Origin of the sequence: Massilia sp. METH4, from assembly GCF_037094685.1 — a bacterium.
Classification (GTDB): Bacteria; Pseudomonadota; Gammaproteobacteria; order Burkholderiales; family Burkholderiaceae_D; genus Rugamonas.
In genome coordinates this window covers 5,227,041-5,253,580 of record NZ_CP146614.1, presented here as the reverse complement: position 1 = coordinate 5,253,580, position 26,540 = coordinate 5,227,041, and the positions used below count along the sequence as shown (strand labels likewise).

Sequence of the window (26,540 nt, the reverse complement as noted above, 5' to 3'; positions counted from 1 at the left end):
GGGGACTGCGTCAGATTTCCTCGTACAGCGGCAGCGTGAGGAATTCCGCGAACGATTCGGACGTCGACATCTCTTCGAAGATCTGCGCGGCGCGCTCGTAGTTCGGGCTGGCGCCGTCCGGTGCCGCTTCCTTCACCTTCGGCAGTTCCTCGGCGATCATCGTGCGCACGATGTCGGCCGTGACCTTGCGGCCGTCGTCGAGCACGCCCTTCGGCGAGCGGATCCATTGCCAGACCTGCGAGCGGGAAATTTCCGCCGTGGCCGCGTCTTCCATCAGGTTGTGGATCGGCACGCAGCCGTTGCCGCCGAGCCAGCTGCCCAGGTAATGGATGCCCACATTGATGTTGTAGCGCAGGCCCGCTTCCGTGATCGGCGCTTCGGGCTGGAAGTTCAGCAGGTCGGCCGCGGTCACTTCCACGTCCGGGCGCTGCTTGTCGATCTGGTTCGGCTTGTCGCCCAGCACTTTGACGAACTCCGCCATCGCCGGCTGGACCAGGCCCGGGTGCGCGACCCAGCCACCGTCGTAGCCATCGGTCGCATCGCGGGACTTGTCGCCGATCACGCCGGCCATGGCCACCGCATTCTTTTCAGGATCGTTCTTGATCGGAATCAGGGCCGACATGCCGCCGATCGCCGGCGCATTGCGCTTGTGGCAGGTCTTCAGCAGCAGCAGCGCGTAGGAACGCATGAACGGCGCCGTCATCGTGACCTTCGGGCGGTCGGCCAGGCAGAAGTCCCTGTCGACCTTGAACTTCTTGATGCAGCTGAAGATGTAGTCCCAGCGGCCCGCGTTCAGGCCGGCGCTGTGTTCGCGCAGTTCGTACAGGATCTCGTCCATCTCGAAGGCGGCGACGATCGTCTCGATCAGCACGGTCGCCTTGATCGTGCCCTGCGGCAGGCCCAGCTCGTTCTGGGTCATGACGAAAATGTCGTTCCACAGGCGCGCTTCCAGGTGCGATTCCATCTTCGGCAGGTAGAAATAGGGGCCGGCGCCGCGGGCCAGCTGTTCCTTGGCGTTATGGAACATGAACAGGGCGAAATCGAAGATGCCGCCGGAGATGCGCTTGCCGTCGACCAGCACGTGCTTCTCGTCCAGGTGCCAGCCGCGCGGGCGCACGACCAGCGTCGCCACTTTGTCGTTGAGCTTGTAGGATTTGCCGTTCTGTTCCAGCGCGATGGTCTTGCGGACGGCGTCGATCATGTTGATCTGGCCGGTGATCTGGTTGTTCCAGTTCGGGGTATTGGAATCCTCGAAGTCGGTCATGTAGCTGTCCGCGCCCGAGTTCAGCGCATTGATGACCATCTTGCGGTCGACCGGGCCGGTGATTTCCACGCGGCGGCATTGCAATGCCTGCGGCAGCGGAGCGATCTTCCAGTCGCCGGCGCGGATATGGGCCGTCTCGGCCAGGAAGTCCGGGCGCTCGCCGGCGTCCAGGCGCTTCGCGCGTTCCACGCGGGCAGCCAGCAGTTCCTGGCGGCGCGGCTCGAAGGCGCGCGACAGTTTTGCCACCAGGGCCAACGCTTCCGGCGTCAAAACGGTTTCGTAACCGGGCTTGATGTCGCCCGTGATTTCCATACCTGCCGGTAACGCGATGCTCATGTCGATCTCCTTGTGCTCTGGTGAAATTGGATGCCTTGCAGTATATTGACTGCAAACTTACCTAAACGAGACAAATAATCACTTCATCTGTGCAAATTTGTCATAACTGATTTCTGGCGAACAGGCATGGCACAGTTCAAACAGATCTCCACTTTCGTGGAGGTGGTGGCACGCGGCAGCCTGTCGGCCGCGGCGCGCGCCGAAGGGATCGCTCCGGCCGTGATCGGCCGCCGGCTGGACGCGCTGGAACAGCGCCTGGGCGTCAAGCTGCTACAGCGTACCACGCGCAAACTGGCGTTGACTGACGAAGGCGCGGCCTTCCTCGAGGATTGCCAGCGCATCCTGGCCGACCTGGAAAGTGCGGAGGCGGCAGCGGCCGAGCGCAGCGCCCGTGCCACCGGCCACCTGCTGATCTCGGCACCGGCCGGCTTCGGGCGGCGCCACGTCGCGCCACTGATTCCCTCGTTCGTGGCCGAACACCGCGACGTGACGGTCACGCTGAACCTGAACGACCGTGTCGTCGACCTGATCGGCGAAGGCGTGGATGTGGCGATCCGTATCGCTACATTGGAGGATTCCAACCTTGTCAGCGTGAAGCTGGCCGACAATCACCGCGTGGTCGTCGGCGCCCCGGCCTACTTCCAGCGCCACGGCGTGCCGCGCACGCTGGACGACCTCACGCGCCACAACTGCCTGGCGATCAGCAGCGCCGGCAGCCAGCGCGGCTGGACGTTTCGGGACGGGAGCAAGAACGTGACCTTGCGTGTCACGGGGAAGATGAGCTGCAACGATGGTGCCGTCCTACATGACTGGGTATTGGCCGGCAAGGGACTCGGCTGGCGGTCGATCTGGGAAGTGGGGGCCGACATCGAGGCGGGCCGGCTGGTCACCGTGCTGGACGATTACACGGCGCCGGGCAATGACGATATTTATGCCGTGTTCGCGCAGCGGCGGCACCTGCCCCTGCGCATTCGCGCCTTCGTGGATTTCCTGCGGCGCACGTATGCGGCGCCTGGTTACTGGCCCAAAAGCTAGCGGGTAATCCCGGCCCGCGGGAAACGGCAGGCTGGCATGACAGGCCGGAACAGCGCACTGACGCACCGACCCTTTGGCGCATTGACGCATTGGCGCGCGAGCGCGCCAACCCGCCTGGAATGCGGCTCGCAGGCCCATTTTCGGAAGCGGCGAATGCGCCGTCACCAACGTTTTCGTGCCTGGGCGCCCGATGCGCAAATGCTCCGGGCAAAAAAAAATCCCCGGTAACCGAGGATTTTTTGATCGTTAGATCCAGCGTATTACAGCGGCTGAATGTTCGATGCCTGCTTGCCTTTCGGGCCGGCCGTCACATCGAAGGATACGCGCTGGTTCTCTTGCAGCGATTTGAAGCCGGTCGATTGGATCGCCGAGAAGTGAGCGAACAGATCTTCGCCGCCTTCGTCAGGGGTGATGAAGCCAAAACCCTTCGAATCATTGAACCATTTTACGATACCAGTTGCCATTACAATTCCTATTACAGTTAAATGAGCTTGCGCCCGTGATATCGTTTGAAGCAAGTATGCAATGGCAGACAAACTGCACTACCCTTGAATCTAAACGATCCCGCATTATACCGAATACAGCGCCAAAAGCACGTCGTGAGGCACGATTTTTCGAAATTTATCGCTCGTGTCAGGCGAAAAGTGACAGAAATCACAGAAATCCCAGCGCGGCGCTCAAAATTTGAGCTAATTAATGCTGGGCATCAATGATTTACGGCACGTTTCACGCTCGGGAGACGGCAATTCGATCGGTTTTCACATCGAACACCGAAATTGCCCGCCTCGCGAGTATGCCCTCGCGTCGTCGGCATATGTGTAACTATAGACAATATCGGCAGCGGCTGTTTGATTAATGTCAATCGTGTGTGGGATAAGTCACAGATTTCGGATCATGGCTGGCCCACGCGAGGTAAGCCTGGATGCGCGGAACCAGCTCGGGCCAGCCGGGCTCCCCTGCCAGCAAGGGGCGCACCGCCTGTTCCAGGCGCCGGGCCTCCTCGCCCAGGACGGTGAAACCGAACGACCCTGCGGACCCCGCGACCGTATGCAGCGCCTGCTGCACGGCCTCCAGCTGTTCGCGGCCGGGCGCCATGCCGGCGGCAGCGAGCGCGCCGGCGATCGCTTCCATGCGCGCGGGCACACTGGCGCCGAACCGGTCGGCCAGCGCCTGGAGGTGGTCGCGGTAGTCGGGATCGCGCGGCGCCGCCACGATTACTTCGTACCGAAGATGCGGTCGCCCGCGTCGCCCAGGCCGGGCACGATGTAGGCGTGATCGTTCAGATGCGAGTCGAGCGACGCGCAATAGATCTTCACGTTCGGGTGCTTCTTCTGCACCACCTCGATGCCTTCCGGTGCCGCTACCAGGGCCAGGAAGATGATCTGGTCATCGCCGACGCCGCGGTTCTTCAGCACGTCGATGGCGTGCACGGCCGAATTGCCGGTGGCGACCATCGGGTCGCACAGGATGAACGTGCGGTCGACCAGGTCCGGCAGGCGCACCAGGTACTCGACCGGGTGGTGGGTTTCCGGGTCGCGGAAGACGCCGATATGCCCCACGCGGGCCGATGGCACCAGGTTCAGCAAACCGTCGCTCATGCCGATGCCCGCGCGCAGGATGGGCACCACGGCCAGCTTCTTGCCGGCGATGACAGGCGCGTCGATCGTCATCAAGGGGGTTTCGATCTCGCGCGTGGTGAGCGGCAAGTCACGGGTGATTTCGTACCCCATCAGCAGCGTGATCTCCTTGAGCAGCTCGCGAAAGGTACGGGTCGACGTCGCCTTGTCGCGCATATGGCTCAGCTTGTGCTGGATCAGCGGATGATCGGTGATGAAAAGGTTCGGAAAGCGCGGATCTTGTTTCATTTTTACTCAGGACAAACGGTTTGTGTGCCGCATTATCCCAGCCCCCCGTGCGGGCTGTCCATGCCGCGGCTGAAAAAACTCAGCCCGCGACCATGGCTCGCTCCAGGATCGCCGCGCAGTCTGTCCCGGCCGGCAGGCGGCCGTAGGCTCCGCCCGGCTCGCGCGCCAGCCGCGACGCCACGAAGGCGGAGGCCACGAAGGCCGGGGCATGGCGCAGCAGCAGGCTGGCCTGCACGGCCAGCACGATGCGTTCCGCCACCACGCGGGCACCGAACTCGTCGGCGGTGCCGGCCGCCAGGTCCCGGTTGAGCTGGCCCGTGAAGCGCATGTAGTCGGCGTTAGCACTGCCCGCGCTGGCCAGTTCCGCGGCCAGCGCCTCGCCGGCCGCGGGCGAGCGGCCGAGCGCGCGCAGCACGTCCAGACACATCACGTTGCCGGACCCTTCCCAGATCGAATTGACGGGCAGTTCACGGTACAGCCGCGCCAGTTCCCCCTCTTCCACGTAGCCGCCGCCGCCCAGCACTTCCATGGCCTCGGCGCCGAAACCGGGCCCGCGCTTGCAGATCCAGTATTTGCCGGCCGGGGTCAGGATGCGCGCCAGCAGGGCCTCGGCCGGATCGGCGGGGTGGTCGAAGCAGCGCGCCAGGCGCAGGGCAAACGCGGTGGCCGCTTCCGACTCCAGCGCCAGGTCGGCCAGCACATTGCGCATCAGCGGCTGCTGCGCCAGCGGCTTGCCGAACGCGTGCCGGTGCCGCGCATGGTGCAGCGCGCGCGTGAGCGCCGCGCGCATGATGCCGGCCGAGCCGAGAATGCAGTCGAGCCGGGTGTGGCTGCCCATCTCGAGAATCGTGGCGATGCCCCGGCCGGGCGCACCCAGCAGGTGGCCGCAGGCGCCGGTGAATTCCACCTCGGACGATGCGTTCGAGCGGTTGCCCAGCTTGTCCTTCAGCCGCTGCACGCGCACCTGGTTGTGCGAACCGTCGGGCAGGAAGCGCGGCACGAGGAAGCACGACAGCCCCGCTCCGTCGGCCCTGGCCGTTTGCGCCAGCACCAGGTGGGCGTCCGCCTGCGGCGCCGAGAAGAACCACTTGTGGCCGACCAGCCGATAGACGCCTTCTGCATCCTCGCCGAAGATCGCGCGCGCTTCGCCCGGCGCCAGCGGCTCGGCGCGCGTGGTATTGCTGCGCACGTCGGAACCGCCCTGCTTTTCCGTCATTCCCATGCCGATCAGGACGCCCGCCTTGTGCTCGATCGGCAGCGGCCGGGGATCGTACTCGCGGGCGAGGATCTTCGGCACCCAGCGTGCCGCCAGCGCCGGCGATTGCCGCAGGGCCGGCACGCTCGCATACGTCATCGTGACCGGGCATTGCGAGCCATTCTCGACCTGGCCGAACAGGATGTACCGCGCGGCCCGGGCCACCTGCCCGGCCGGCTCGCTGCCATCCCAAGGCGAGGCATGGGCGCCGGCCTTGACCAGCAGCTCCATCAGCGCATGCCAGGCGGGGTGGAATTCCACCTCGTCGATCCGCCGGCCGGTGCGGTCGAAGGTATGGAGCACGGGTGCATGCAGGTTGGCCAGTCTGGCGAGGTCGAGCGTCTCATCGCGGCCCAGCTCCGCCCCCAGCTCCAGCAAACCGGGTACGGCGGCCGCGCCGCCTTCGCGCTCGACGGCTTCGCGCAGCGCCGGGTCGCAGGCAAACAGGTTGACGTTGCCGAACGGCGGCACCGCGTTGAAGACCTCGTGCGTGTCGAAACCCTGCATCCCTGCCTCCCTGGGTATCCCAGCCGGAATTGTGTTTTTAGCCAGCCTAGCGGAAAGGGGTGGGTATCGCAAGAACAACGGACAGCCGGTACGGCGAGATGGCTGCAAGGAGTAATGAGAATCACTCATCTCAACAACATTTTTTACGCCTCCATCGTAAATGTTGCTCGATTTCATGTAATTTCCGCGCGTAAAATGATACATTCACGCAAACGTGACCCGCCCTTCTCGACTCGGTTCGCAGGTTGCGGCAGTTTACCGACGAGATTTCCATACCTGAGCACGCGCCCCATGCTTTCCAGTCCCACCACGCCATTGCCGGAGAATGCCCGGCACGCCGTCGACGGCCTGCTCGAAGAAGCCGGCGACATCGTGTTCAGGCTCGATGCCCCCGGGCGCGTGCTGTTCGCCAGCCGCCGTGCGCTGGCGCTGCTCGGCCCCGGGCGCATGGTGCTCGGCCAGCCGCTGGCCGCCTTCGTCTCGGAACTGGACCAGGCGGCCCTGAAGGCCACGCTGGCGGGTTTGTCGAAAAAGGGCGTGGCGCGCCTGGAATTGCGCGTGCAGCAGCCGGACAGCGACGTGTGGTTCGACCTGCGCTTTTCCACCCATGCGAATGCCGATGGCTCGACCGGCATGCTGGTGGTGGGCCGCAACCTGTCGGCCCAGCAAGCCACGGAGGAGCGCTTGCGGCACATGGCCACGCACGACGCGCTGACCGAATTGCCGAACCGCCTGCTGCTGGCGGACCGGATCCGCATGACCATCGCCCAGGCGCGGCGCTCGGGCCAGGGCTTTGCCGTGGCCGCCATCGGGCTCGACGGCTTCAAGAAAGTCAACGACGGCCTCGGCCACCCGACCGGCGACGCCGTGCTGCGCATGGCCGCCGCGCGCCTGCGCAAGACCTTGCGCGACAGCGATACGCTGGCGCGCGTGGGCGGCGACGAATTCGTGGCGGTGCTGCCGGGCACGTTCAACGAACAGCAGATCCGCCTCGTCACGGGGCGCCTGCTGGCGACGCTGCAATCGCCCTTCGAAGTCGGCGCGCACACGATCTACGTCGGCGCCTCGCTCGGCGTGGCCGTCTACCCGCAGCACGCGGAAGATGACGTGCGGCTCGTCGCGCTGGCCGATGCCGCCCTGTCGCGGGCCAAGGAAACGGGCAAGGCGCGCTGCGTCGTCTACAGCCCCCGGCACAACAGCCCGACGGAGCACGACATATCGCTGGAGGCGGCCATGTTCCAGGCCGTGCGCGAGGGCGAGTTCGTGCTGCACTACCAGCCGATCGTCGACGCCCAAACGCGCGAGATCGAGGGCTTCGAGACGCTGATGCGATGGAAGCACCCCACGCTGGGCATGGTATCGCCGGCCCAGTTCATTCCCATCGCCGAAACGAATGGCCTCATCAGCCTGCTGGGAGCGTGGGCGCTGAAGGCGGCCTGCGTGCAGCTCAGGCAATTCCAGGAGGCGGCGAAACGACCCTTGTATATCTCTGTTAATATCAGCCCCCGCCAATTTCGCAGCGACAAGTTTCTCGACGTGCTAGACGATGCCATCTCCTTTTCCGGCCTGTCCGGCGAACAGCTCGTGCTCGAAATCACCGAGGGCACGCTGATGATCGACCCGGCCCATGCCGAAACCATCCTCGGCAAGATGGCCGAACGCCGCGCCCGCATCGCCATCGACGATTTCGGCACCGGTTACTCCTCGCTGGCTTACCTGAAGCGCTTTCCGATCTCGGTACTGAAGATCGACCGCGCCTTCATCCGCGACCTGCCCGGCTCGGAAAAGGATGGCGCGATCTGCAACGCCGTGCTGGATCTGGCGCGCCACCTGTCGCTGTCGGTGGTGGCCGAGGGCGTCGAGACCGAAGGCCAGCTTGCCTATATGCGCGAGCGCGGCTGCCGCTATGTGCAGGGCTACCTGACGGGCAAACCGATGGCCGCCAACGTGGCCATCGCGGCGCTCACCGAGCGCCACTACGAAGACGTGTCGCGTGGCGGCGCGCAGCAGGCGCTCCAATGACGATCGATGCAATGACCACCAGTGCCCACGGCGAGCAGACGCTTGCCCTGCTGTGGGAACGCACCCGCCGCCAGGGCGACATGCCCGCCTTCGCGAAGGCCATCGGCGCCGTGCTCGGTGCCATGCGCGGCGAGGAGGACGGCGAATTCTCGATGACCGAGACCGTGCTGTCGGACCCGGTGCTGACCAACAAGGTACTGCGCCTGGCTAACAGCAGCATGTATTCGGCCTTCGGCCAGCATGTCGCCACCGTCAGCAAGGCCGTGCTGGTGCTGGGCACGGAGGCCATCGGCCACCTGGCGTTGGGCCTGAAACTGGTCGAGGAACTGGCCTCCGCCAGCACCGACTCCAGGCAGGCGCATATCGAGATGGAAAAGGCCGTGTTGGCCGGGCTGGTGGCGCGCGAGCTCGCGGCCACCGTGCGCAGTCCGCACACGGAACAGGCCGTGGTGTGCTCGATGCTGCATACGCTGGGCCGCATGATGGTGACCTTCTACCTGCCCGAGCTGTGGATGAAGATCCAACAGCGCGGCGGCCCAGGCAACGAAGATGCAGTGGCGCCGGAACTGCTCGGCATCTCGCTGGCCGACATCGGGATGGCCGCCGCCCAGCGCTGGAACCTGCCGAGCAATCTCGTCTCCGGCATGCGCACCGTCGAGGCGGCCAAAGACGAAGGCCAGGCACCGCTGCCGGCCGCCGACTGGGTGGCCGGCATCGCCACGCTGGCGCGCCGCTGCGCGTCCTCGCTATGGCACGACGATGCGGCCGGCGCCGCGGAAGTACTGCGCATGACGGCAGCCTACGCGCCGCTGCTGGGCCTCGAACCCGAGCGGATGCAGGAAGCGATCGCCCAGGCCCGCGAGGCAGCCACCGAGGAGCTGGCCATCGCGCCGCTGTCCAAGCCGCTGGAGCGCCGCGCCAAGGCCATGGCGCAAACGCGCCAGCGCGCGGCCGGCAATCGCATCCTGCAAAGCGGGCTCGCCGACATGCGCGACATGCTGGACGGCGCCAGCCCTGGCCAGATGGTGTCCGCGGCACTGGAAACGGTGTACAAGGCCCTCGATTTCTCGCGCGCAGTCGCCTTCGTGCGCAACCGCCGCGAGGGCCGCTACGCGGCGCGCATGTGCTTCGGCAGCCTGGCCAAGGAGGCCCTGGCCGGCATGTCCTTCGAGGACACCTATCAGCCGAACGTGTTCCACGCCGCGCTGGGCAGCGACCGGGTGATCTTCATCGAGAACGCACGCGATCCGGCATTCGCCGCCAAGCTGCCGCAGTGGTGGAAGACCGGGCTGGCCGAGGCCCGCAGCTTCGTGATCCTGCCGCTGTCGGCCAACGGGCAGCCGGCCGGTTTCCTGTATGGAGACTGGGACGAGACGTTCCCGCCGATCCAGCTGTCGCAGGCAGAGTTCACGCTGCTCAACGAGCTGCGCGCGCTGGTGGTGAGGACCATCGAGCGGCGCCACCAGGCCGAGATATTGAGCAGCCGCGCGGCCTGAGGGCGGAGCGGGCAGTCACCGCGGGGGACCCGGTATCTTCGGCGGAAAACCGGTATCTTCGGCGGAAAACCGGTGTCGCACACCTGAAGGTGTCCGACACCAGCCATTCAGGCGCTGCGGGCCAGGCCAGGCTTCTGTTTTCCGATCAAGACTGGCGCGCGATATCCGGCGTGCCCACCTGCACGTCGCCGCACTGGGCGCGGTGCATCAGCGCATGGTCCATCAGCACCAGCGCCAGCATCGCCTCGGCGATCGGCGTGGCGCGGATGCCCACGCATGGATCGTGGCGGCCGAAGGTTTCCACCATCACCGGATTGCCGGCCTTGTCGATGGACTGGCGCGGCGTGCGGATCGACGAGGTGGGCTTGATGGCGATCGAGACGGTGATGTCCTGCCCCGTCGAGATGCCACCCAGCACGCCGCCGGCATGGTTGCTGCCGAAACCCCGCGGCGTCAGTTCGTCGCCGTGCTCGGAGCCGCGCTGGGCGACCGACGCGAAGCCGGCGCCGATTTCCACGCCCTTCACGGCGTTGATGCCCATCATTGCATAGGCGATGTCGGCATCGAGCTTGTCGTAGATCGGCTGGCCCAGGCCCACCGGCACGTTGCGCGCCACCACGTCGATGCGCGCGCCGATCGAATCGCCGGCCTTGCGCAGGTCGTCCATATAGCTTTCCATCCGTGCGATCAGCGCGGCGTCCGCCGTGGCCGCGAAAAACGGATTATTGGCCACATGGCTGAAATCCTGGAACGGCACGTCGATGTCGCCCAGCTGGCGCATGCAGCCGGCGAATTCGGTGCCGTATTTTTCCTTCAGCCATTTCTTGGCGATCGCCGCGGCACCCACCACGGGCGCCGTGAGGCGTGCCGACGAGCGGCCGCCGCCGCGCGGATCGCGCACGCCGTACTTGTGCCAGTACGTGTAATCGGCATGGCCGGGGCGGAAACTCTCGGCGATATTGCCGTAATCCTTGCTGCGCTGGTCTTCGTTGCGGATCAGCAGCGCGATCGGCGTGCCCGTGGTCACGCCTTCGTAGACGCCGGAGAGGATCTGCACCGCGTCCGGCTCCTGGCGCTGCGTCACGTGGCGCGACGTGCCGGGCTTGCGGCGGTCCAGCTCGGGCTGGATGTCGGCCTCGCTCAAGGCCAGGCCCGGCGGGCAGCCATCGATGACGCAACCGATCGCCGGTCCATGGGATTCGCCAAAAGTCGTTACGGTGAACAGCTTGCCAAAGGAATTGCCGGACATGTGATCAATCTGAAAGAGCGAAGGAACTGGCAATTTTACCGCTTTAGCATCGGCTGATCCAGCCAATTGGGGTTGTTGCGGGAACATGCGACAAATGTAACTATTTCTGCGCAGCAATTCCATTCCGTGCTTATAATGTGGGAGTTGCGCCGGTATCCTGTTCAATCCGCTATAAAGGGCCGGGAAGACACCATCTGGAGAAGGACGCATGCCCCCATCGAGCACTCCCATCGGCGGCCAGGATGAGCTGGTCTTCCTGGACGAGCCGCCGCCGCAACCCGCCGCCGCGCGCCGCGCCGCATGGCGGGTAATGATCGTCGACGACGACGAGGACGTGCATTCGACTACCACCTTCGCGCTCGGCAACCTGGACATGCAGGGCCGGCCGCTGGAATTCGTGCACGCCTACTCGGCCGCGCAGGCGCGCGAACTGCTCGCCCACGAACAGGACATCGCCGTGGTCCTCCTCGACGTGGTCATGGAGCAGGACGACGCCGGCCTCCATCTGGTGCGGCACATCCGCGAGACGCTGAAGCTGGCGGACGTGCGCATCATCCTGCGCACCGGCCAGCCCGGCTATGCGCCCGAGATCGACGCGATCCGCGACTTCGACATCAACGACTACAAGACCAAGTCCGAGCTCACCCGCATCAAGCTGTACACGACGGTGACGGCGGCCATCCGCTCCTACGAGCAGATCCGGCGCATCGACGACAGCCGGCGCGGCCTGAACCGCATCGTCGAGGCGGGCACGGCGCTGATGGCCCTGCACGGCGTGCGCGACTTCGCCGGTGGCGCCCTGCTGCAGGCTGCGGCGCTGCTGGGGCAGCCGGCCAGCGGCATGCTGTGCGCGCGCGGCGACGGCGCTGCGGCCCATGTGGTGGCCGCCTGCGGGGCCTGGCGTGCGATCGAGGGCGGGCAGCTGGGCACCGATACGGAACCCGCGCTGCCACCGCTACTGGCGCGCGCATTGGCGGAACGGCGCAACGTCCATGCAAACGATGCCGTGGCCCTGTACCTGGCCGGCAAGACCGGCCGCAGCTTCGCCGCCCTGCTCGATCTCGTGCGCCCGGCCACCGAGCTGGAAGAACGGTTGCTCGAAGTGTTTGCGGCCAACGTGGCGGTGGGCCTGGACAATGTCGAACTGCTGTCCCACCTTCACGAGGCGGCCTTCTACGACACGCTGTCGAAGCTGCCGAACCGCACCCGGCTGATCGAGATCCTGGACGCCACGCTGGCCGGTCCGGCGCGCGACGAGGCCACGCTGTGCCTCGTCGACCTGGACCATTTCGCCGAAACCAACGATGCGCTGGGCCACGCCTTCGGCGACCAGCTGCTGGCGGCAGTGGCGGTGCGCCTGCAGAACTGCCTGGCGCGGCAGCTGACGGTGGCCCGCATCGGCGGCGACATCTTCTGCGTGCTGGGAGACTCGTCGCAGGTGCACCCGGCCGGCATCCTGCCGCTGTTCCAGGAACCGTTCGTGATCGAAGGCCAGACGGTGCAGGTCAGCGCCACGCTTGGGCTGGTGCGGCTGGCCGAGCACGACGGCAGCGGTACCGATGCGTTGAAGGATGCCGACATCGCCCTGAAGCGCGCCAAGTCGCAGCAGCGGGCCGGCCACTTCTATTTCACGCGCAATATGGGCGTCGAGATCCGCGAGCGGGTGCGCATGATGCATGCGCTGCGCTCGGCGTTCGGCAGCCATGAGCTGTTCCTGGCCTACCAGCCGCAGATGGACCTCGCCACCCGCCGCCCGGTCGGCGCGGAAGCGCTGCTGCGCTGGCGCACCGCCGACGGCAAGTTCGTGCCGCCCGACCGCTTCATTCCCATCGCCGAGTATTCCGGGCTGATCGTCGATATCGGCGAATGGGTGCTGCGCACGGCCTGCGCCGAGCTGGTGCGCCTGCGCGCCGCCGGTCACCATGATTTCACGATGTCGATCAATGTCTCGCAGGTGCAGTTCCGCCACCCGCAATTCCTGCAGGTGCTGCGGCGCGCGCTGGCCGACACGGGCGCCCCGCCCCGCTACGTGGAACTGGAGATCACGGAATCGATGGCCATGGAAGAGCCGGAAACCTTCATCGCCATGCTGGCCCAGGTGAAGGAAACGGGCGTGCACATCGCCATCGACGATTTCGGCACCGGCTTCTCGTCGCTGTCGCACCTGCAGCGGCTGCGGCTCGACCGGCTGAAGATCGACCGCGCGTTCGTGACCGAGATCACCGGGTCGTCGCGCGGCAGCAGCATCGCCGAGATGGTCATCCAGCTCGGGCGCAACCTGGGCTTGTCCGTCGTCGCGGAGGGCGTCGAGGACGAGATGCAGGCGCGCGTGCTGCACAACCTCGGCTGCCCGCTGGCTCAGGGGTATCTGTTTGCCCGGCCGATGGGGGCGGGAGAGTTGTCGGACTGGCTGTCCGGCCAGGCCCGGCTGCGCGCCTAACCGGGCAAATATTGCTCCAAAAATGGGGACGTACCCCATTTAACGGGAAACATTGCCTGGAAAATGGGGGTCTGTCCCCATTTTTCAGGCAACAAAAAACGCTGCCGGGGCAGCGTTTCGTTGGCGGACGCGAGCCGGTCAGCTCGTCGTCTCGTCCTGCTCGGCCGGCCAATCCCGGATATACGCCTTCAGCATGCGGTTCTCGAAGCTCTGCGCTTCCAGCACGGCGCGGGCCACGTCATAGAACGAGATCACGCCCAGCAGCGTCTTGGCATTCATCACGGGCAGGTAGCGCGCGTGCTTTTCCAGCATGATGCGGCGCACTTCGTTGACCTCCGTGTCGGGGGTCACCGTGATCGGGTGGTCGTCCATGTGCTTGCGGACCGTGCCGCCGCCCACGGAACCGGCGTTCTCCTGCAGCGCCTTGAGCACTTCGCGGAACGTCAGCATGCCCACCAGGTCGCCATATTCCATCACGACGAGCGAACCGATATCCTTCTCGGCCATCGTGGTGGCGGCTTCCACCAGCGGCTGGTCCGGCGTGATCGTGTAGAGGATGTTACCCTTGACTTGAAGGATTTCTGAGACTTTCATGGTGCCCGTCCTGTCCGTGTATGAGGTGTTTTTTATTCTATGCCTTCTGGGGCAATGTAGCGTATGCGGGTGAAAAAATCCAGCGCGCGAGGCATGCATGCCGGTATCGACACCCGAACTGTTCCGTTTCAGCAGGGGATCGGGTCCTCCTCGCGCCCGACCGCCGGGCCGAAATGGTCGGCCAGCGTGAGCCCGAGGCCCGCTTCCACCGCGTCCTCGACATTGCGTGCCAGCCGCGCCGCATCGCGGCGCGCGGCCACGTCGCGCGGGTCGCTGGACTCCTGCGCCACGCCCGCGTTGACGAGCATGCCGCCGAACACGAACAGCCGGTAGACTTCGGCCAGGGTCAGCGTCTCGGGGTTGGCCAGCAATACCCAATTGTCGCCCGTGTCGTTCACGTGCTTGCCGAACTGCACGCGCGGCACGGGCTCGCCGCGAACCCGGCCCACCCAGCCCTTCTCGGCCATGCGGTCCAGCAGGCTGTCGAGCTCGTCGAAACCCAGCCGCGTGCGCGCCCGGATCGTCGTGGACGACACCAGCGCCGTGTCGGCATAGCGGCTGGCGCCGTGCAACACCTTCAGCACGGCCATCGCATCGACGAACGCCCCGCCCGGCACGGGCTCGTACCACCAGCGCTCGTACTTGACGACCGGCAGCGCCGCCACCAGCAGCGCGCCCACCAGCGTGATCAGCCATGACAGATAGACCCACAGCAGGAACAGCGGCAGCGCCGCCAGCGCCCCGTAGATGCGCGAATAGGTGGGAAATTCCGTGATGAACACGGCGAAGCCGCGCTTGGCCAGCTCGAACGCGAGCCCGGCCAGCACGCCGCCGGCCAGCGCATCGCGCCAGTCCACCACCTTGTTGGGGACGGCGATGTAGAGAAACGTGAAACCGGCCGAGGTGAGGAGCAGCGACAGGATCGAATACGCCAGCGCGCCGAACACATTGCCCACCAGGCTCGAGGTCGCGGAAAAGAAGTCCGTGGACAGCGAGATCGACACGCCGATGACCAGCGGCCCCAGCGTGATCAGCGCCCAGTAGACGAGGATGCGGCGCGTCCAGCGCCGCTCGGCCTTCACGCGCCAGATGCGGTTGAACACGCGCTCGATCATGCCCATCATCGCGACCGACGTCGCCACCAGCGTGACCGCACCCACGGCTGACAGCCGGGTGGCCTGCGAAGCGAACGTGGTCAGATAGGACAGGATCGTGTTCGAGATCGCCTTCGGCATCACGCTCTGGATGAAATACGCTTCCAGCGCCGTGCGGAAAGTCTTGAACATCGGGAACGTGGTGAACACGGCCAGCGCGATCGTGAGCACCGGCACCAGCGCGAACACGGTGGTGAAGGTGAGCCCGCCGGCAACCTGGGGCAGGCTTTCCTCGCGCAAGCGGCGCCGCGCGAACAGGCACAGGTCGCGCACTTCGGCCCACGACAGGGACCGCAGTTCGGCCACGCCGTCGTTGCAACGGCGCGCCATGTATTGGTATAGGGTGACGATACGCTGGTTCAAATGGTTCCGGCCCCTGGCCATGGTGTAAAGCGTTCTATAATACCAACGATGAACGCGCCCAACCTGATTATCCTTGTTTTGTTCTATTCCCGGCATGGCGCCACGCGCCGCCTGGCCGAGCTGATCGCCCAGGGCATCGAGAGCGTGCCAGGGTGCGACGCGCGGCTGCGCACGGTGCCCGCCGTCTCCACGGTCACGGAAGCCACGCAGCCCGACGTGCCCGCCGACGGCGCGCCCTATGTGGAACTGGCGGACCTGGAAGAATGCGCCGGCATCGCCGTCGGCTCCCCCACCCGCTTCGGCAACATGGCGTCGGCCATGAAGTATTTCTGGGATGGCACGTCGAGCCAGTGGCTGTCCGGCAGCCTGGCCGGCAAGCCCGCCTGCGTGTTCACATCCACCGGCAGCCTGCATGGCGGCCAGGAATCGACCTTGCTGTCGATGATGATTCCGTTGCTGCACCACGGCCTGATGGTGATCGGCCTGCCCTACACCCACCCCGACCTGATGACGACGTCGTCCGGCGGCACCCCGTACGGCGCCAGCCACTGGGCCGGCGTCGATGGCCGCAAGCCAGTGACGGACGAGGAAAAGCGCATCGCCGTCGCCCTCGGCAAGCGCCTGGCCGAAACGGCCGTGAAATTGCGGGAGCGGTAATGAACGGCACCCGGCAAAAGGTGTTGTGGTGGGGAGCGCTGGCCAGCGTGGCCGCGCTGATCGCCTGGTGCCTGCTGTGGGAAACCTGGCTGGCGCCCCTGAAGCCGGGCGGCTCATGGCTGGTGCTGAAGGCCGTGCCGCTGCTGTTCCCCCTGGTAGGCGTACTCAAGCGCGACCTGTACACGCTGCAATGGTCGTCGATGATGATCCTCGCCTACCTGGCCGAGGGCGTGGTGCGCGGCTACAGCGACCAGACGATGCCCTGGCTTGGCTGGGGCGAAGCGGCCCTCGTTCTCGTATTCTTCTGCTGCGCGCTGCTGTACGTGCACCCATATAAACGAGCTGCCAGGAAGGCCGCGCAGGAACTGCTGGACAAGGTGGCGCGCAGCCGCAACGGGCACAGCAAATAGATGGCTGTCTAACGAATGAGCGCCTTCCTGGACCGCTGCCGCGCCATCGCCGGCGCCGCCTTCGTGCTCGACGCGCCCGCCGACATGGCACCCTTCCTGCGCGACTGGCGCGGCCGCTTCACGGGCAGCGCGCGCGCCGTGCTGCGGCCGGGCAGCGTCGACGAAGTCGCGCAACTGGTGCGCCTGTGCGCGCTTGATGCCGTGCCGGTCGTGCCGCAAGGCGGCAATACCGGCCTGGTGCTGGGCAGCGTGCCCGATGCGAGCGGCAGCGCCGTCGTCCTGTCGCTGGCGCGCCTGAACCGCATCCGCGCGCTGGATCCCGTCAACCGCACGGCCACCGTCGATGCCGGCGTCATCCTGCAACAGTTGCAGGAAGCGGCCGCCGCGCAAGGCTGCCTGTTCCCGCTGTCGCTGGCCGCCGAAGGCAGTTGCACGATCGGCGGCAACCTGTCCACGAATGCCGGCGGCACGGGCGTTCTACGCTACGGCAACACCCGGGAACTGTGCCTGGGCCTCGAGGTCGTCACGCCGCAGGGCGAGATCTGGTCGGGCCTGCGCGGCCTGCGCAAGGATAATACCGGCTATGACCTGCGCGACCTGTACATCGGCGCGGAAGGCACGCTGGGCATCATCACCGGCGCCGTGATGAAGCTGTTCCCCGCGCCGAAGGCGTCGATCACGGCGCTGGCCGCCCTGGCTTCCCCGGCGGATGCGCTGCGGCTGCTCTCCCTGGTCCAGGACCGTGCCGGCGCCAGCCTGACCGGCTTCGAGCTGATGTCGGCGTTCAGCCTGGAGCTCGTGGCCAGGCATTTCCCGCAGCTGCCGCGCCCGTTCGCCGGGCCGCATCCCGAATACGCGTTGCTGGAGATATCCAGCAGCGAATCGGAAGCGCATGCGGTCGCCCTGCTCGAAGGCGCGATCGGCGCGGCCTACGAGGCAGGCATCGTGCGCGACGCGGCGGTCGCGACCTCCGTCGCGCAATCGCGCGGGCTTTGGCAACTGCGCGAACACATTCCGCTGGCCCAGGCGGCGGACGGCAAGAACATCAAGCACGATATCTCGCTGCCGGTCTCGCGCATCGCCGATTTCATCGCCCATGCGGAACCGCTGCTGCAACAGGCCTTCCCGGGCTGCCGGCTGGTCTGCTTCGGCCACCTGGGCGACGGCAACCTGCACTTCAACGTGGCGCCGCCGGCGGGCATCGGCAACGAAGCCTTCCTCGTCAACCAGGAGAGCGTCAATCGCGTGGTGCATGACGCCGTCGTGGCCTTCGGCGGCTCGATCTCGGCCGAACACGGCATCGGCGCGCTCAAGCGCGACGAACTGGCGCGCTACAAGTCGCCAGTGGAATTGAACCTGATGCGGGCCATCAAGGCCGCGCTGGACCCATCCAACATCATGAACCCCGGGAAGATCCTGTGAGGGTTCTCCTGGCCATTGCTTCCCTCGCGGCCGCCCTGCCCGCCCACGCGCAGATGTACAAGTGCGTCGACGGCGGGAAAGTCACGTACAGCGAGGCGCCATGCGCGCGCGGCACGCAGACCGTCATGAAGGCGCAGGACGCTCCGGCAATGCAGCCCGAACCGGGCGAACTGGAACGCATGCAGGTGGAGGCGGCCAGGCTGCAACAGGAACGCAAGCTCCGCGAAGCGCGGGAAGACCGCCTCGATGCGGCCCGTGAGCGCCAGGCCGCACGGCGGCGCGAGCAGTGCGCCAGATTGCAGCGCGCGAGCAAATGGGCGGCCGACGACGCGCGCCGCGCCACCGCGCAAGGCGCCGACGCGGCCCGGCTGAAAGCGGCCCGCGCCGCCGAGCGCCATGCGGCGGAGTGCCAGTGACGTCGTTCCGTGTTCTCTCCCGCTGGCTGCTGCTGGGCGAATGGCGGGCGCACCCGGTCCGCGCCCTCACCGCCATCGCCGCGATCGCCGTCGGCGTCGCGCTCGGTTTCGCCATCCACCTCATCAACGCCGCGGCGTTCAATGAATTTTCGGCGGCCGTGCAAAGCCTGTCCGGCCAGGCCGACGTGCAGGTGTCCGGCGCCGAACCCCTGTTCGACGAAGACATCTACCCCCGCCTGGCCGCGCGGCCCGAAGTGGCGGTCGCCTCGCCGGTGCTCGAGATCAACGCCTCGCTGCCGGGCGGGCGCGAGCCCTTGAAAATACTCGGCCTGGACGTGTTCCGGGTCGGCTACATCGCGCCCGACCTGATCGGCGCGCCGGAGAGCGGCGTCGCAATCGACACGCTGGCCAGCGACGCGCTGTTCCTGTCGCCGGCTGCGCAGCAATGGCTCGATGCGAAAGCCGGCGGTTCGATCGTCTTCATGGCGGGCACCGGCACGATCACGCTGCGCGTGGCCGGCTCGCTGCAGCGCGCGCGCGTGGGCCAGCGCCTGGCCGTGATGGACATCGGCGCGGCGCAGTGGCGCTTCGACCGCCTCGGCAAGCTCTCGCGCGTGGACCTGAAATTGCGCGACGGCGTCGACCGCAATGCCTTCCAGCGCACGCTGGCGCAGGAACTGGCGCGCGACTATCCGGGCCGTTTCCGCGTGGGACAGCCGAACGACGCCGACCAGGAAAGCCGCACCAGCAATATGAGCCGCGCCTACCGGGTGAACCTCAGCGTGCTGGCCCTCGTCGCGCTGTTCACCGGCGCCTTCCTCGTGTTTTCCACGCAGGCCCTGTCCGTGATGCGCCGCCGCAGCCAGTTCGCGCTGCTGCGCGTGCTGGGCCTGGAGCGACGCCAGCTGCTGCGCCAGGTGCTGGTCGAAGGGGCCACGCTGGGCGTGATCGGCGCATCGGCGGGTATCGCCGGCGGCTATGCGATCGCGGCCGTGGCGCTGCGCTTCTTCGGCGGCGACCTCGGGGCCGGCTACTTCGCTGGCGTACGGCCGGAAGTGCAGTTCACGCCCATCGCCGCCCTCGTGTATTTCGGCCTCGGCATCGGCGTGGCCCTCCTCGGCTGTGCGGCGCCGGCCTGGGAAGCGGCGCGCGCCGCCCCGGCCATCGCGCTGAAGTCCGGCGCGGACGAAGTGGCGCTGCGCCGCCTGTCCCGCCCCTGGCCCGCGCTGGCCTGCCTGGCACTTGCGGCCCTGCTGTCGCAGTTGCCGCCCGTGATGGAATTGCCCATCTTCGGCTACCTGTCCATCGCCCTGATGCTGATCGGCGGCATCGCCCTGATGCCGCGCATCGCCGCCACGGCATTCCGCTTCGCGCACGCGCGCTGGACGGCGGCCACCGCCGGGCGCGCAGCGATTCCCACGGTGCCGACGTTGACGCTGGCGCGCCTCTCCAACGCATCCGGCCAGGCCGGCATCGCGCTGGGCGGCGTGCTGTCGAGCTTTTCGCTGATGGTGGCCATGGCGATCATGGTGGCCAGCTTCCGCGTGTCGGTCGACAACTGGATCCTGCAGGTGCTGCCGGCCGACCTGTATGCGCGCATCGCCAGCGCCGGCGCCACCGCCGGCCTCGCGCCACGCGAACAGGAAGCGATCCGTGCCGCTCCCGGCATCGCGCGGGCCGAATTCCTGCGCCTGCGCTCCGTGTCGCTGGCACCCGACCGGCCCAACGTGGCGCTACTCGCCCGCGACATCGATCCCGCGCAGCCGGAAAAAGCGATGGTCCTCGTAGGCGACGGGGCGGCGCAGCGCGGCAATGCGCTGCCGCGCGCCTGGGTGTCCGAAGCGATGGCGGACCTGTACCGCATCCGCCCCGGCGACACGCTGCCGCTGCCCCTGGCCGGTCGCGCCGTGCCCTTCTTCGTGGCCGGCATCTGGCGCGATTACGCGCGCGTTTCCGGCGCCGTGCTGATCGAACGCGCCGACTACATGCGCCTGACGGGCGACCGCGACGCCAGCGACGCCGCGCTGTGGCTGGACCGCGGCGTGAGCACGGCCGACGCCACCGAAGCCTTGCGGCGGCTGCCCTTCGGCGGCACGCTGGAAGTCGAGGCGCCGTCGGCGATCCGCGCCCTGTCGCTGCGCATCTTCGACCGCAGCTTCGCCGTCACGTACCTGCTGGAAGCAATCGCCATCGTCATCGGCCTGTTCGGCGTGGCGGCCACGTTCTCGGCGCAGACGCTGGCCCGCGCGCGTGAATTCGGCATGCTGCGTCACATCGGCGTCACGCGCGGGCAGATCCTCGGCATCCTCGCCTTCGAAGGCGGCGCGCTGACGGCGCTGGGCATCGCCACCGGCTTCGTGCTCGGCTGGGCGATCAGCCTGATCCTCGTCCACGTCGTGAACCCGCAATCATTCCACTGGACGATGCAGATGCATTATCCGTGGCCGCTGCTGGGTGCCGTGGCCGGCGCGCTGCTGGTGGCCAGCATGCTCACGGCCCTGGCATCGGGCAGGCAGGCCCTGTCCGGCGGCCCGATCCGCGCCGTGCGGGAGGACTGGTGATGCGCCTTATTCTCATCCTGCTGCTGGCCCTTGCCGCCCCGCTGCTCGCGGCGCCGCCCGTGTTTTCGCCGGTGCTGCCGCTGGAGAACGGCAAGCGACTCGCGTTCCCGCGCGACTTCGGCGCGCATCCGTCGTTCCGTACCGAATGGTGGTATGCGACCGGGTGGCTGACGACGGCCGAGGGCAAGTCGGTCGGCTACCAGGTGACGTTCTTCAGGAGCCGCACGGAGACCGACGACGCCAACCCCAGCAAGTTCGCGCCCAAGCAGCTCATCATCGGCCACGCGGCGCTGTCCGACGCGGCGCAAGGCAAGCTGCTGCACGACGAACGCAGCGCCCGCGCCGGCCTCGGCCTGGCCTATGCCGCCGAAGCGGATACCGACGTGAAGCTGGACGACTGGCGCATGAAGCGCGGCGCAGACGGGCGCTATCGGGTGACCCTTCCCGCGGCGGGCTTCGCGCTCGAACTCGTGCTGGAACCCACCCAGCCGGTGCTGCTGCAGGGGCGCGGCGGCTATTCGCAGAAAGGCGCGCGCCCGGAGCAGGCCAGCTATTACTACAGCGAACCGCACCTGAAGACTTCCGGTACGATCGTCGGCGCCGACGGCAAGCGCACGAGCGTGACGGGCGTGACTTGGCTCGACCACGAATGGTCCAGCCAGGTGCTCGACCCGCAGGCCGCCGGCTGGGACTGGGTGGGCGCGAATCTCGACGATGGCGGCGCGCTGATGGCCTTCCGCATCCGGAACAAGGCCGGTGGTAAGATGTGGGCCCACGCGACGTGGCGCGACGCATCCGGTAAGATCACGCATTTCGGCCCCGACGATGTGACGTTCACGCCGCGCACGCGCTGGCGTTCGCCCCGGACCGGGGCCGAATACCCGGTCGCCGTCACCGTCGACACGGGCGGCACCGCCTGGCAGCTCGACCCGCTGCAGCCCGACCAGGAACTCGATTCGCGCCGCTCGACGGGCGCCGTGTACTGGGAAGGCGCGGTCACCGTCAGCCGCGACGGCAAGCGCGTGGGCCGCGCCTACCTCGAGCTGACGGGCTATGTCCGCGCGATGAAACTCTAGAAAAACCAATAGCTACCCAGATGAGCAACAGCACCACCACCACCGCCCGCGACACCGTGGCGCCCAATGCCCCCCGCGAACTGAAGAAAGGCAGCCTGGCCGCCTTTCGCGGCCTCGTGCCCTTCCTGAAACCGTACCGCTCGCGCTTCGCGATGGCCGGCATCGCCCTGGTCGTCGCGGCCGGCGCCACGCTGGCAATCCCGTACGCGTTCAAGCAGATGATCGACCTGGGCTTCGGCGCCAAGGCCGGCGTGCACAGCGCCGAGCACGTGAACGCCGTGTTCCTCGCCCTGTTCGCCGTGGCCGTGGTGCTCGCGCTGGCGACCGCGGCACGTTTCTACAGCGTGTCCTGGCTGGGCGAACGTGTCACGGCCGATATCCGCAGCGCCGTCTACAGCCACGTGGTGCGCCAGAGCCCTGCGTTTTTCGAGACCACCCAGACCGGTGAAGTCCTGTCGCGCATCACGACGGATACGACGCTGATCCAGGCAGTCGTCGGCACGAGCATCTCGATGGCCCTGCGCAATATGCTGCTGTTCATCGGCGGCCTGGTCATGCTGTTCGTGACGAGCCCGAAGCTGACCGGCATCATCATCGGTCTGCTGGTGCTGACCGTGCTGCCGATCGTGATGTTCGGCCGGCGCGTGCGCAAGCTGTCGCGCGATTCGCAGGACCGCATTGCCGACGCCTCGGCGGTCGCGGGCGAGATCCTGAACGCCATGCCGACCGTGCAGGCATTCACGCACGAAGACATCGAAACGCGGCGCTTCGGGTCCACCATCGAAAGCGCTTTCGGCACGGCGATGCGGCGCATCCGCGCGCGCGCCCTGCTCACCATGCTGGCCATCGTGCTGGTGTTCGGCACCATCGTGTTCGTGCTGTGGCTGGGCGCCCATGCCGTTCTCTCCGGCACCATGTCGGGCGGCGACCTGGGGCAATTCATCCTGTACGCATCGATTACCGCGGGCGCCATCGGCGCCCTGTCCGAAGTGATGGGCGAGGCGCAGCGCGCCGCCGGCGCCACCGAGCGCCTGCTCGAACTGCTGGCCACGCAATCGGATATCCGCGAGCCGGAACAGGCGCTGGCCCTGCCGCCGCGCGCCGCCAACGGCGCGGCGCTGACCTTGGCGGACGTGACGTTCTCGTATCCGTCGCGCCCGGAGTCGGCGGCCCTCGACCACCTGAACCTCGATATCCGCCCCGGCGAGACGGTGGCCATCGTCGGGCCGTCCGGCGCCGGCAAGACCACGCTGTTCCAGCTGTTCCTGCGCTACTACGACCCGCAGCAGGGCACGATCCGCCTCGATGGCGTGGACATCCGCCACCTGGCGCTGCACGACCTGCGCGGCGCGATCGGCATCGTGCCGCAGGATACGGTGATCTTCTCGGCGGACGCGATGGAGAACATCCGCTACGGCCGCGCCGACGCGACGGACGAGGAAGTGATCCGCGCCGCCAAGCTGGCGGCCGCCCACGAATTCATCGAACGCCTGCCGAACGGCTACCAGTCGTTCCTGGGCGAGCGCGGCGTGCGCCTCTCCGGCGGCCAGCGCCAGCGCATCGCCATCGCCCGCGCCTTGCTGAAGAATCCGCCGCTGCTGCTGCTCGACGAGGCGACCAGCGCGCTCGATGCCGAATCCGAGCGCCTCGTACAATCGGCGCTGGAAGCGGCGATGGTGGGCCGCACCACCGTCATCATTGCCCACCGCCTGGCCACCGTGCAGCGCGCCGACCGCATCATCGTGATGGAAGACGGCCGCATCGTCGAAACCGGCACGCACAAGAGCCTGGTGGCGCTGGGCGGCATCTATGCCAACCTGGCAGCACTACAATTCCATAATGTCCATGTCGAGCACGCCCATGACTGAAGCCGAACTGCGCCAGCAATGCACGGTCGTGCTGCCGGGCCACCGCCAACAGACGCCCGCGCAAGCCTTCGCCGCCATGGCCGCATGGTGCGGGGAACACGGCGTCGCGCATGACCTGTATGGCGAGGGTGAACTGATCCAGGCACTGGAGCGCAAAACCGCCGCGCTGCTGGGCAAGGAAGCGGCCACGTTCTGCATCACGGGCACGATGGCCCAGGCTACGGCGTTGCGGCTGGCGTGCGGCGACCGCGGCAGCCGCCTCGTCGGGCTGCACACGACGGCGCACATCCTCAAGCATGAACGGGGCAACCACCAGTTGCTGGATCACTTCCACGCGTTGCAGGTGGGCAGCCCTTACCGGCCCTTCACGGTGGACGACCTGAAGGCCATCCCCGACCACCTGGGCGCCGTGTCGGTGGAATTGCCGGCGCGCGAGATCGGCGGCATGTCGCCGGCCTGGCACGAGCTGGAAGCGATCAAGGCGCATTGCCGCGACACGAATACGCACCTGCACATGGATGGCGCCCGGCTGTGGGAAGCGGCCGCCGGCTACGGCCGCGCGCCCGCGGAGGTCGCCGCCGGCTTCGATACCGTGTACACCTCGCTGTACAAGGGCATCGGCGGCATCGGCGGCGCCATGCTGGCCGGCAGCGCCGGCTTCGTCGCGCGGGCGCAGGAATGGTACCGCCGCCAGGGTGGCAGCGTCATCCACCGCACGCCGTACGTCGTGGCCGCCGCCATGCAGATCGATGCCCGGCTGGCCGCCATGCCGGCGCTGTTCCGCCGCACGCAATGGCTGTTCGAAGCGCTGCGCGCCTATCCGATGCTGCGCGTGAATCCGGCCCGGCCGCATGCCAACCTGTTCCACCTGCATATCCCGGTGGAACGCGAGCGCGCACTGGAAATCCGCAACGACATCGCCCGCGAACACCGCATCTGGCTGCACAATGCCGTCCACCATGCGCAGCTGGACGGCAGCTGCTACACGGAATGGTATGTGGGCGACAACCTGCTGGACCTGCCCGACGAAGCAGTGCATGCCGCGCTAGTCGCGTGGAACGGGGCACTGGAGGCGGCGCTGTGACCTTCCGTTCCCTGAAACTGATCGACCCGCTGCTGCGCGCCCTGGACGAGCTGGGCTACGACGAACCGACGCCGGTGCAGCGCCAGGCCATTCCCGCCGTGCTGGCCGGGCGCGACCTGATGGCCGCCGCGCAGACCGGCACCGGCAAGACGGCCGGCTTCGCGCTGCCGCTGCTCAATCGCCTCACGCTGGAAGGCGCCGTCGAACCGTTGGGCGTGCGCTGCCTCGTGCTGGCGCCCACGCGCGAACTGGCCGAACAGGTGTACGGCAGCTTCCGCAAGTACGGCGCGCACGTGCCGCTGCGCTTCGGCGTCGCCTACGGCGGCGTGCCGATCGAACCGCAGGTGAACAAGCTTCGCAAAGGGCTGGACGTGCTGGTGGCGACACCGGGGCGCCTGCTCGACCTGCAGCGCCAGGGCGCCCTCACCTTCGCCCAGCTGCAAACCCTGGTGCTGGACGAGGCGGACCGCATGCTCGACCTGGGCTTCGCCGCCGACCTCGATGCCGTGTTCGCCGCGTTGCCGGCCGAACGCCAGACCTTGCTGTTCTCGGCCACGTTCCCGGAAGCGATTCGCGCGCTGGCCGGGAAACTGCTGCGCGACCCCGTGTCGGTGCAGGCGAGCCCCGCCAACGCGGCGGCAAAGACGGTGCGCCAGCTCGTCATCACCACCGACAAGAAGTCCAAGCCGGATCTGTTCCTGCACCTGCTGCGCGAACGGGGCTGGAGCCAGGTGCTGGTGTTCGCCAAGACCCGTAAAGGCGTGGACCAGTTGGTCGGCCTGTTGCAGGAGGAAGGCATCCGCGCCGACGCCATCCACGGCGACAAGCCGCAGCCGGCGCGCCTGAAGGCGCTGGCCCGTTTCAAGGAGCAGGATGTGCAGGTCCTCGTCGCCACCGACGTCGCCGCGCGCGGCCTCGATATCGCCGGCCTGCCGCTGGTGGTCAACCACGACCTCCCCACCGTGGCCGAGGACTATGTGCACCGCATCGGCCGCACCGGCCGCGCCGGCGCCACGGGCGAGGCGATCTCGCTGGTGGCGGCCGATGAAGTGGAGCTGCTGCGGGCCATCGAGGTGTTGATCAAGCAGGTGCTGCCGCGCGAGGAAGTACCGGGGTTCGAAGCGGATCACCGGGTTCCGTCGACCGGTACGCCGAGCAAACCAGCCCAGGCCGCGACGCGCAAGCCTGCGGGCAAGCCTCGCACGGGCGGGCCGGCGCCCATGAACTCCGCTGCCGGCAAGCCCGCCGCGCCCGGGGCGAAGACGCCGGCCGCGCCGCGTCCCGCCGGCGGCTTTGGCCAGGCGCCGCGCGAGGCGGCCAAGCCCGCCAGGCGCATTCCGCAGGGCACCGTCGTGGTCGCGGCGGGCCGCGGCGCGAAGTCGGCGGCCAAGGCTGCCGCCAAGGCAGTCGCACGGCCAGCGAAGAAGCGCTGACCTGATAAAATCGACCATTTATTTTCCGGAGCA

General features: G+C 67.3%; 21 protein-coding genes. 13 read left to right on the top strand and 8 right to left on the bottom strand.

The annotated features are described in order from the left end of the window. Positions 1-10: 10 nt before the first annotated feature. Positions 11-1,600 (bottom strand): malate synthase A, encoded by a 1,590-nt coding sequence (gene aceB, locus V6Z91_RS23000; RefSeq protein ID WP_338761684.1) that lies wholly within the window; start codon positions 1,598-1,600, stop codon positions 11-13. Positions 1,601-1,726: 126 nt separating this feature from the next. Between aceB and V6Z91_RS22995 the strand changes: the two genes are divergently transcribed. Then, the gene (locus V6Z91_RS22995; protein ID WP_338761681.1) at positions 1,727-2,635 is read left to right on the top strand and encodes a LysR family transcriptional regulator; all 909 of its coding nucleotides are present in this window, start codon (positions 1,727-1,729) and stop codon (positions 2,633-2,635) included. A 260-nt stretch (positions 2,636-2,895) separates the two neighbouring features. On the opposite strand, the gene V6Z91_RS22990 is transcribed toward V6Z91_RS22995, so the two are convergent. The 4 genes from V6Z91_RS22990 to V6Z91_RS22975 all read right to left on the bottom strand — a co-directional run bounded on the left by V6Z91_RS22990 (position 2,896) and on the right by V6Z91_RS22975 (position 6,262). After that, on the bottom strand, positions 2,896-3,099 hold the full coding sequence (locus V6Z91_RS22990; protein ID WP_338761678.1) for a cold-shock protein: 204 nt from the start codon (positions 3,097-3,099) through the stop codon (positions 2,896-2,898). Between the two features lie 394 nt (positions 3,100-3,493). Further along, complete coding sequence (locus V6Z91_RS22985; RefSeq protein WP_338761675.1) at positions 3,494-3,847, bottom strand: Hpt domain-containing protein; 354 nt, start codon at positions 3,845-3,847, stop codon at positions 3,494-3,496. Between the two features lie 2 nt (positions 3,848-3,849). Then, positions 3,850-4,500: a uracil phosphoribosyltransferase gene (gene upp / locus V6Z91_RS22980; protein WP_338761672.1), complete on the bottom strand. Its 651-nt coding sequence runs from the start codon at positions 4,498-4,500 to the stop codon at positions 3,850-3,852. A 79-nt stretch (positions 4,501-4,579) separates the two neighbouring features. Beyond that, positions 4,580-6,262, bottom strand: coding sequence for an isovaleryl-CoA dehydrogenase (locus tag V6Z91_RS22975; RefSeq protein WP_338761670.1), 1,683 nt, complete (start codon positions 6,260-6,262; stop codon positions 4,580-4,582). A gap of 291 nt (positions 6,263-6,553) precedes the next feature. Between V6Z91_RS22975 and V6Z91_RS22970 the strand changes: the two genes are divergently transcribed. Continuing rightward, the gene (locus V6Z91_RS22970) at positions 6,554-8,284 is read left to right on the top strand and encodes a GGDEF domain-containing protein (RefSeq protein WP_338761668.1); all 1,731 of its coding nucleotides are present in this window, start codon (positions 6,554-6,556) and stop codon (positions 8,282-8,284) included. After that, entirely contained in the window at positions 8,281-9,780 is a 1,500-nt protein-coding gene (locus V6Z91_RS22965) for an HDOD domain-containing protein (protein ID WP_338761665.1), read from the top strand. The genes V6Z91_RS22970 and V6Z91_RS22965 overlap by 4 nt, the downstream gene beginning before the upstream one ends. A gap of 145 nt (positions 9,781-9,925) precedes the next feature. On the opposite strand, the gene aroC is transcribed toward V6Z91_RS22965, so the two are convergent. Next, complete coding sequence (aroC, locus tag V6Z91_RS22960) at positions 9,926-11,029, bottom strand: chorismate synthase (protein ID WP_338761662.1); 1,104 nt, start codon at positions 11,027-11,029, stop codon at positions 9,926-9,928. A gap of 208 nt (positions 11,030-11,237) precedes the next feature. On the opposite strand from aroC, the gene V6Z91_RS22955 reads away from it, so the two are divergent. Further along, a complete protein-coding gene (locus tag V6Z91_RS22955; protein WP_338761659.1) occupies positions 11,238-13,469 on the top strand; it encodes an EAL domain-containing protein in 2,232 nt (743 codons plus the stop codon). Positions 13,470-13,607: 138 nt separating this feature from the next. Here the strand turns inward: V6Z91_RS22955 and V6Z91_RS22950 are convergent, their stop codons facing one another. Both V6Z91_RS22950 and V6Z91_RS22945 read right to left on the bottom strand, forming a co-directional pair. Then, positions 13,608-14,063, bottom strand: coding sequence for a CBS domain-containing protein (locus V6Z91_RS22950; RefSeq protein WP_338761656.1), 456 nt, complete (start codon positions 14,061-14,063; stop codon positions 13,608-13,610). Positions 14,064-14,191: 128 nt separating this feature from the next. Further along, positions 14,192-15,547, bottom strand: coding sequence for a YihY family inner membrane protein (locus V6Z91_RS22945; protein WP_338772015.1), 1,356 nt, complete (start codon positions 15,545-15,547; stop codon positions 14,192-14,194). A gap of 81 nt (positions 15,548-15,628) precedes the next feature. Here V6Z91_RS22945 and wrbA point away from each other — a divergent pair, with 81 nt between their 5' ends. From wrbA to V6Z91_RS22900, 9 genes are read left to right on the top strand one after another with little or no spacing between them, the layout of a single operon-like run. Next, positions 15,629-16,237 (top strand): NAD(P)H:quinone oxidoreductase, encoded by a 609-nt coding sequence (wrbA, locus tag V6Z91_RS22940; protein ID WP_338761653.1) that lies wholly within the window; start codon positions 15,629-15,631, stop codon positions 16,235-16,237. Then, positions 16,237-16,647 carry a DUF2069 domain-containing protein gene (locus V6Z91_RS22935; RefSeq protein ID WP_338761650.1) on the top strand — a complete coding sequence of 137 codons (411 nt, stop codon included), beginning with the start codon at positions 16,237-16,239 and terminating at the stop codon, positions 16,645-16,647. Before wrbA ends, V6Z91_RS22935 begins: the two co-directional genes overlap by 1 nt. Positions 16,648-16,662: 15 nt before the next feature. Then, positions 16,663-18,069 (top strand): FAD-binding oxidoreductase, encoded by a 1,407-nt coding sequence (locus tag V6Z91_RS22930; RefSeq protein WP_338761647.1) that lies wholly within the window; start codon positions 16,663-16,665, stop codon positions 18,067-18,069. Next, on the top strand, positions 18,066-18,485 hold the full coding sequence (locus V6Z91_RS22925) for a DUF4124 domain-containing protein (protein WP_338761645.1): 420 nt from the start codon (positions 18,066-18,068) through the stop codon (positions 18,483-18,485). The genes V6Z91_RS22930 and V6Z91_RS22925 overlap by 4 nt, the downstream gene beginning before the upstream one ends. Continuing rightward, a complete protein-coding gene (locus V6Z91_RS22920) occupies positions 18,482-21,046 on the top strand; it encodes an FtsX-like permease family protein (RefSeq protein ID WP_338761642.1) in 2,565 nt (854 codons plus the stop codon). The genes V6Z91_RS22925 and V6Z91_RS22920 overlap by 4 nt, the downstream gene beginning before the upstream one ends. Then, on the top strand, positions 21,046-22,122 hold the full coding sequence (locus V6Z91_RS22915; protein WP_338761639.1) for a carotenoid 1,2-hydratase: 1,077 nt from the start codon (positions 21,046-21,048) through the stop codon (positions 22,120-22,122). Before V6Z91_RS22920 ends, V6Z91_RS22915 begins: the two co-directional genes overlap by 1 nt. Before the next feature lie 20 nt (positions 22,123-22,142). Further along, positions 22,143-23,990 (top strand): ABC transporter transmembrane domain-containing protein, encoded by a 1,848-nt coding sequence (locus V6Z91_RS22910; RefSeq protein ID WP_338761637.1) that lies wholly within the window; start codon positions 22,143-22,145, stop codon positions 23,988-23,990. Beyond that, on the top strand, positions 23,983-25,074 hold the full coding sequence (locus tag V6Z91_RS22905; protein ID WP_338761635.1) for a beta-eliminating lyase-related protein: 1,092 nt from the start codon (positions 23,983-23,985) through the stop codon (positions 25,072-25,074). The genes V6Z91_RS22910 and V6Z91_RS22905 overlap by 8 nt, the downstream gene beginning before the upstream one ends. After that, complete coding sequence (locus tag V6Z91_RS22900) at positions 25,071-26,507, top strand: DEAD/DEAH box helicase (RefSeq protein ID WP_338761632.1); 1,437 nt, start codon at positions 25,071-25,073, stop codon at positions 26,505-26,507. Before V6Z91_RS22905 ends, V6Z91_RS22900 begins: the two co-directional genes overlap by 4 nt. The last annotated feature ends 33 nt before the right edge of the window (positions 26,508-26,540 follow it).

What these genes read in the sequence shown, in the direction of transcription:
- V6Z91_RS22945 (WP_338772015.1), bottom strand. Translation starts at nt 15,547, where the DNA reads ATGGCGCGCCGTTGCAACGACGGCGTGGCCGAACTGCGGTCCCTGTCG.
- upp (WP_338761672.1), bottom strand. Translation starts at nt 4,500, where the DNA reads ATGAAACAAGATCCGCGCTTTCCGAACCTTTTCATCACCGATCATCCG.
- V6Z91_RS22930 (WP_338761647.1), top strand. Translation starts at nt 16,663, where the DNA reads ATGAGCGCCTTCCTGGACCGCTGCCGCGCCATCGCCGGCGCCGCCTTC.
- V6Z91_RS22975 (WP_338761670.1), bottom strand. Translation starts at nt 6,262, where the DNA reads ATGCAGGGTTTCGACACGCACGAGGTCTTCAACGCGGTGCCGCCGTTC.
- V6Z91_RS22970 (WP_338761668.1), top strand. Translation starts at nt 6,554, where the DNA reads ATGCTTTCCAGTCCCACCACGCCATTGCCGGAGAATGCCCGGCACGCC.
- V6Z91_RS22990 (WP_338761678.1), bottom strand. Translation starts at nt 3,099, where the DNA reads ATGGCAACTGGTATCGTAAAATGGTTCAATGATTCGAAGGGTTTTGGC.
- V6Z91_RS22935 (WP_338761650.1), top strand. Translation starts at nt 16,237, where the DNA reads ATGAACGGCACCCGGCAAAAGGTGTTGTGGTGGGGAGCGCTGGCCAGC.
- V6Z91_RS22995 (WP_338761681.1), top strand. Translation starts at nt 1,727, where the DNA reads ATGGCACAGTTCAAACAGATCTCCACTTTCGTGGAGGTGGTGGCACGC.
- V6Z91_RS22955 (WP_338761659.1), top strand. Translation starts at nt 11,238, where the DNA reads ATGCCCCCATCGAGCACTCCCATCGGCGGCCAGGATGAGCTGGTCTTC.
- V6Z91_RS22965 (WP_338761665.1), top strand. Translation starts at nt 8,281, where the DNA reads ATGACGATCGATGCAATGACCACCAGTGCCCACGGCGAGCAGACGCTT.
- V6Z91_RS22950 (WP_338761656.1), bottom strand. Translation starts at nt 14,063, where the DNA reads ATGAAAGTCTCAGAAATCCTTCAAGTCAAGGGTAACATCCTCTACACG.
- V6Z91_RS22905 (WP_338761635.1), top strand. Translation starts at nt 23,983, where the DNA reads ATGACTGAAGCCGAACTGCGCCAGCAATGCACGGTCGTGCTGCCGGGC.
- V6Z91_RS22915 (WP_338761639.1), top strand. Translation starts at nt 21,046, where the DNA reads ATGCGCCTTATTCTCATCCTGCTGCTGGCCCTTGCCGCCCCGCTGCTC.
- aroC (WP_338761662.1), bottom strand. Translation starts at nt 11,029, where the DNA reads ATGTCCGGCAATTCCTTTGGCAAGCTGTTCACCGTAACGACTTTTGGC.
- V6Z91_RS22910 (WP_338761637.1), top strand. Translation starts at nt 22,143, where the DNA reads ATGAGCAACAGCACCACCACCACCGCCCGCGACACCGTGGCGCCCAAT.
- wrbA (WP_338761653.1), top strand. Translation starts at nt 15,629, where the DNA reads ATGAACGCGCCCAACCTGATTATCCTTGTTTTGTTCTATTCCCGGCAT.
- aceB (WP_338761684.1), bottom strand. Translation starts at nt 1,600, where the DNA reads ATGAGCATCGCGTTACCGGCAGGTATGGAAATCACGGGCGACATCAAG.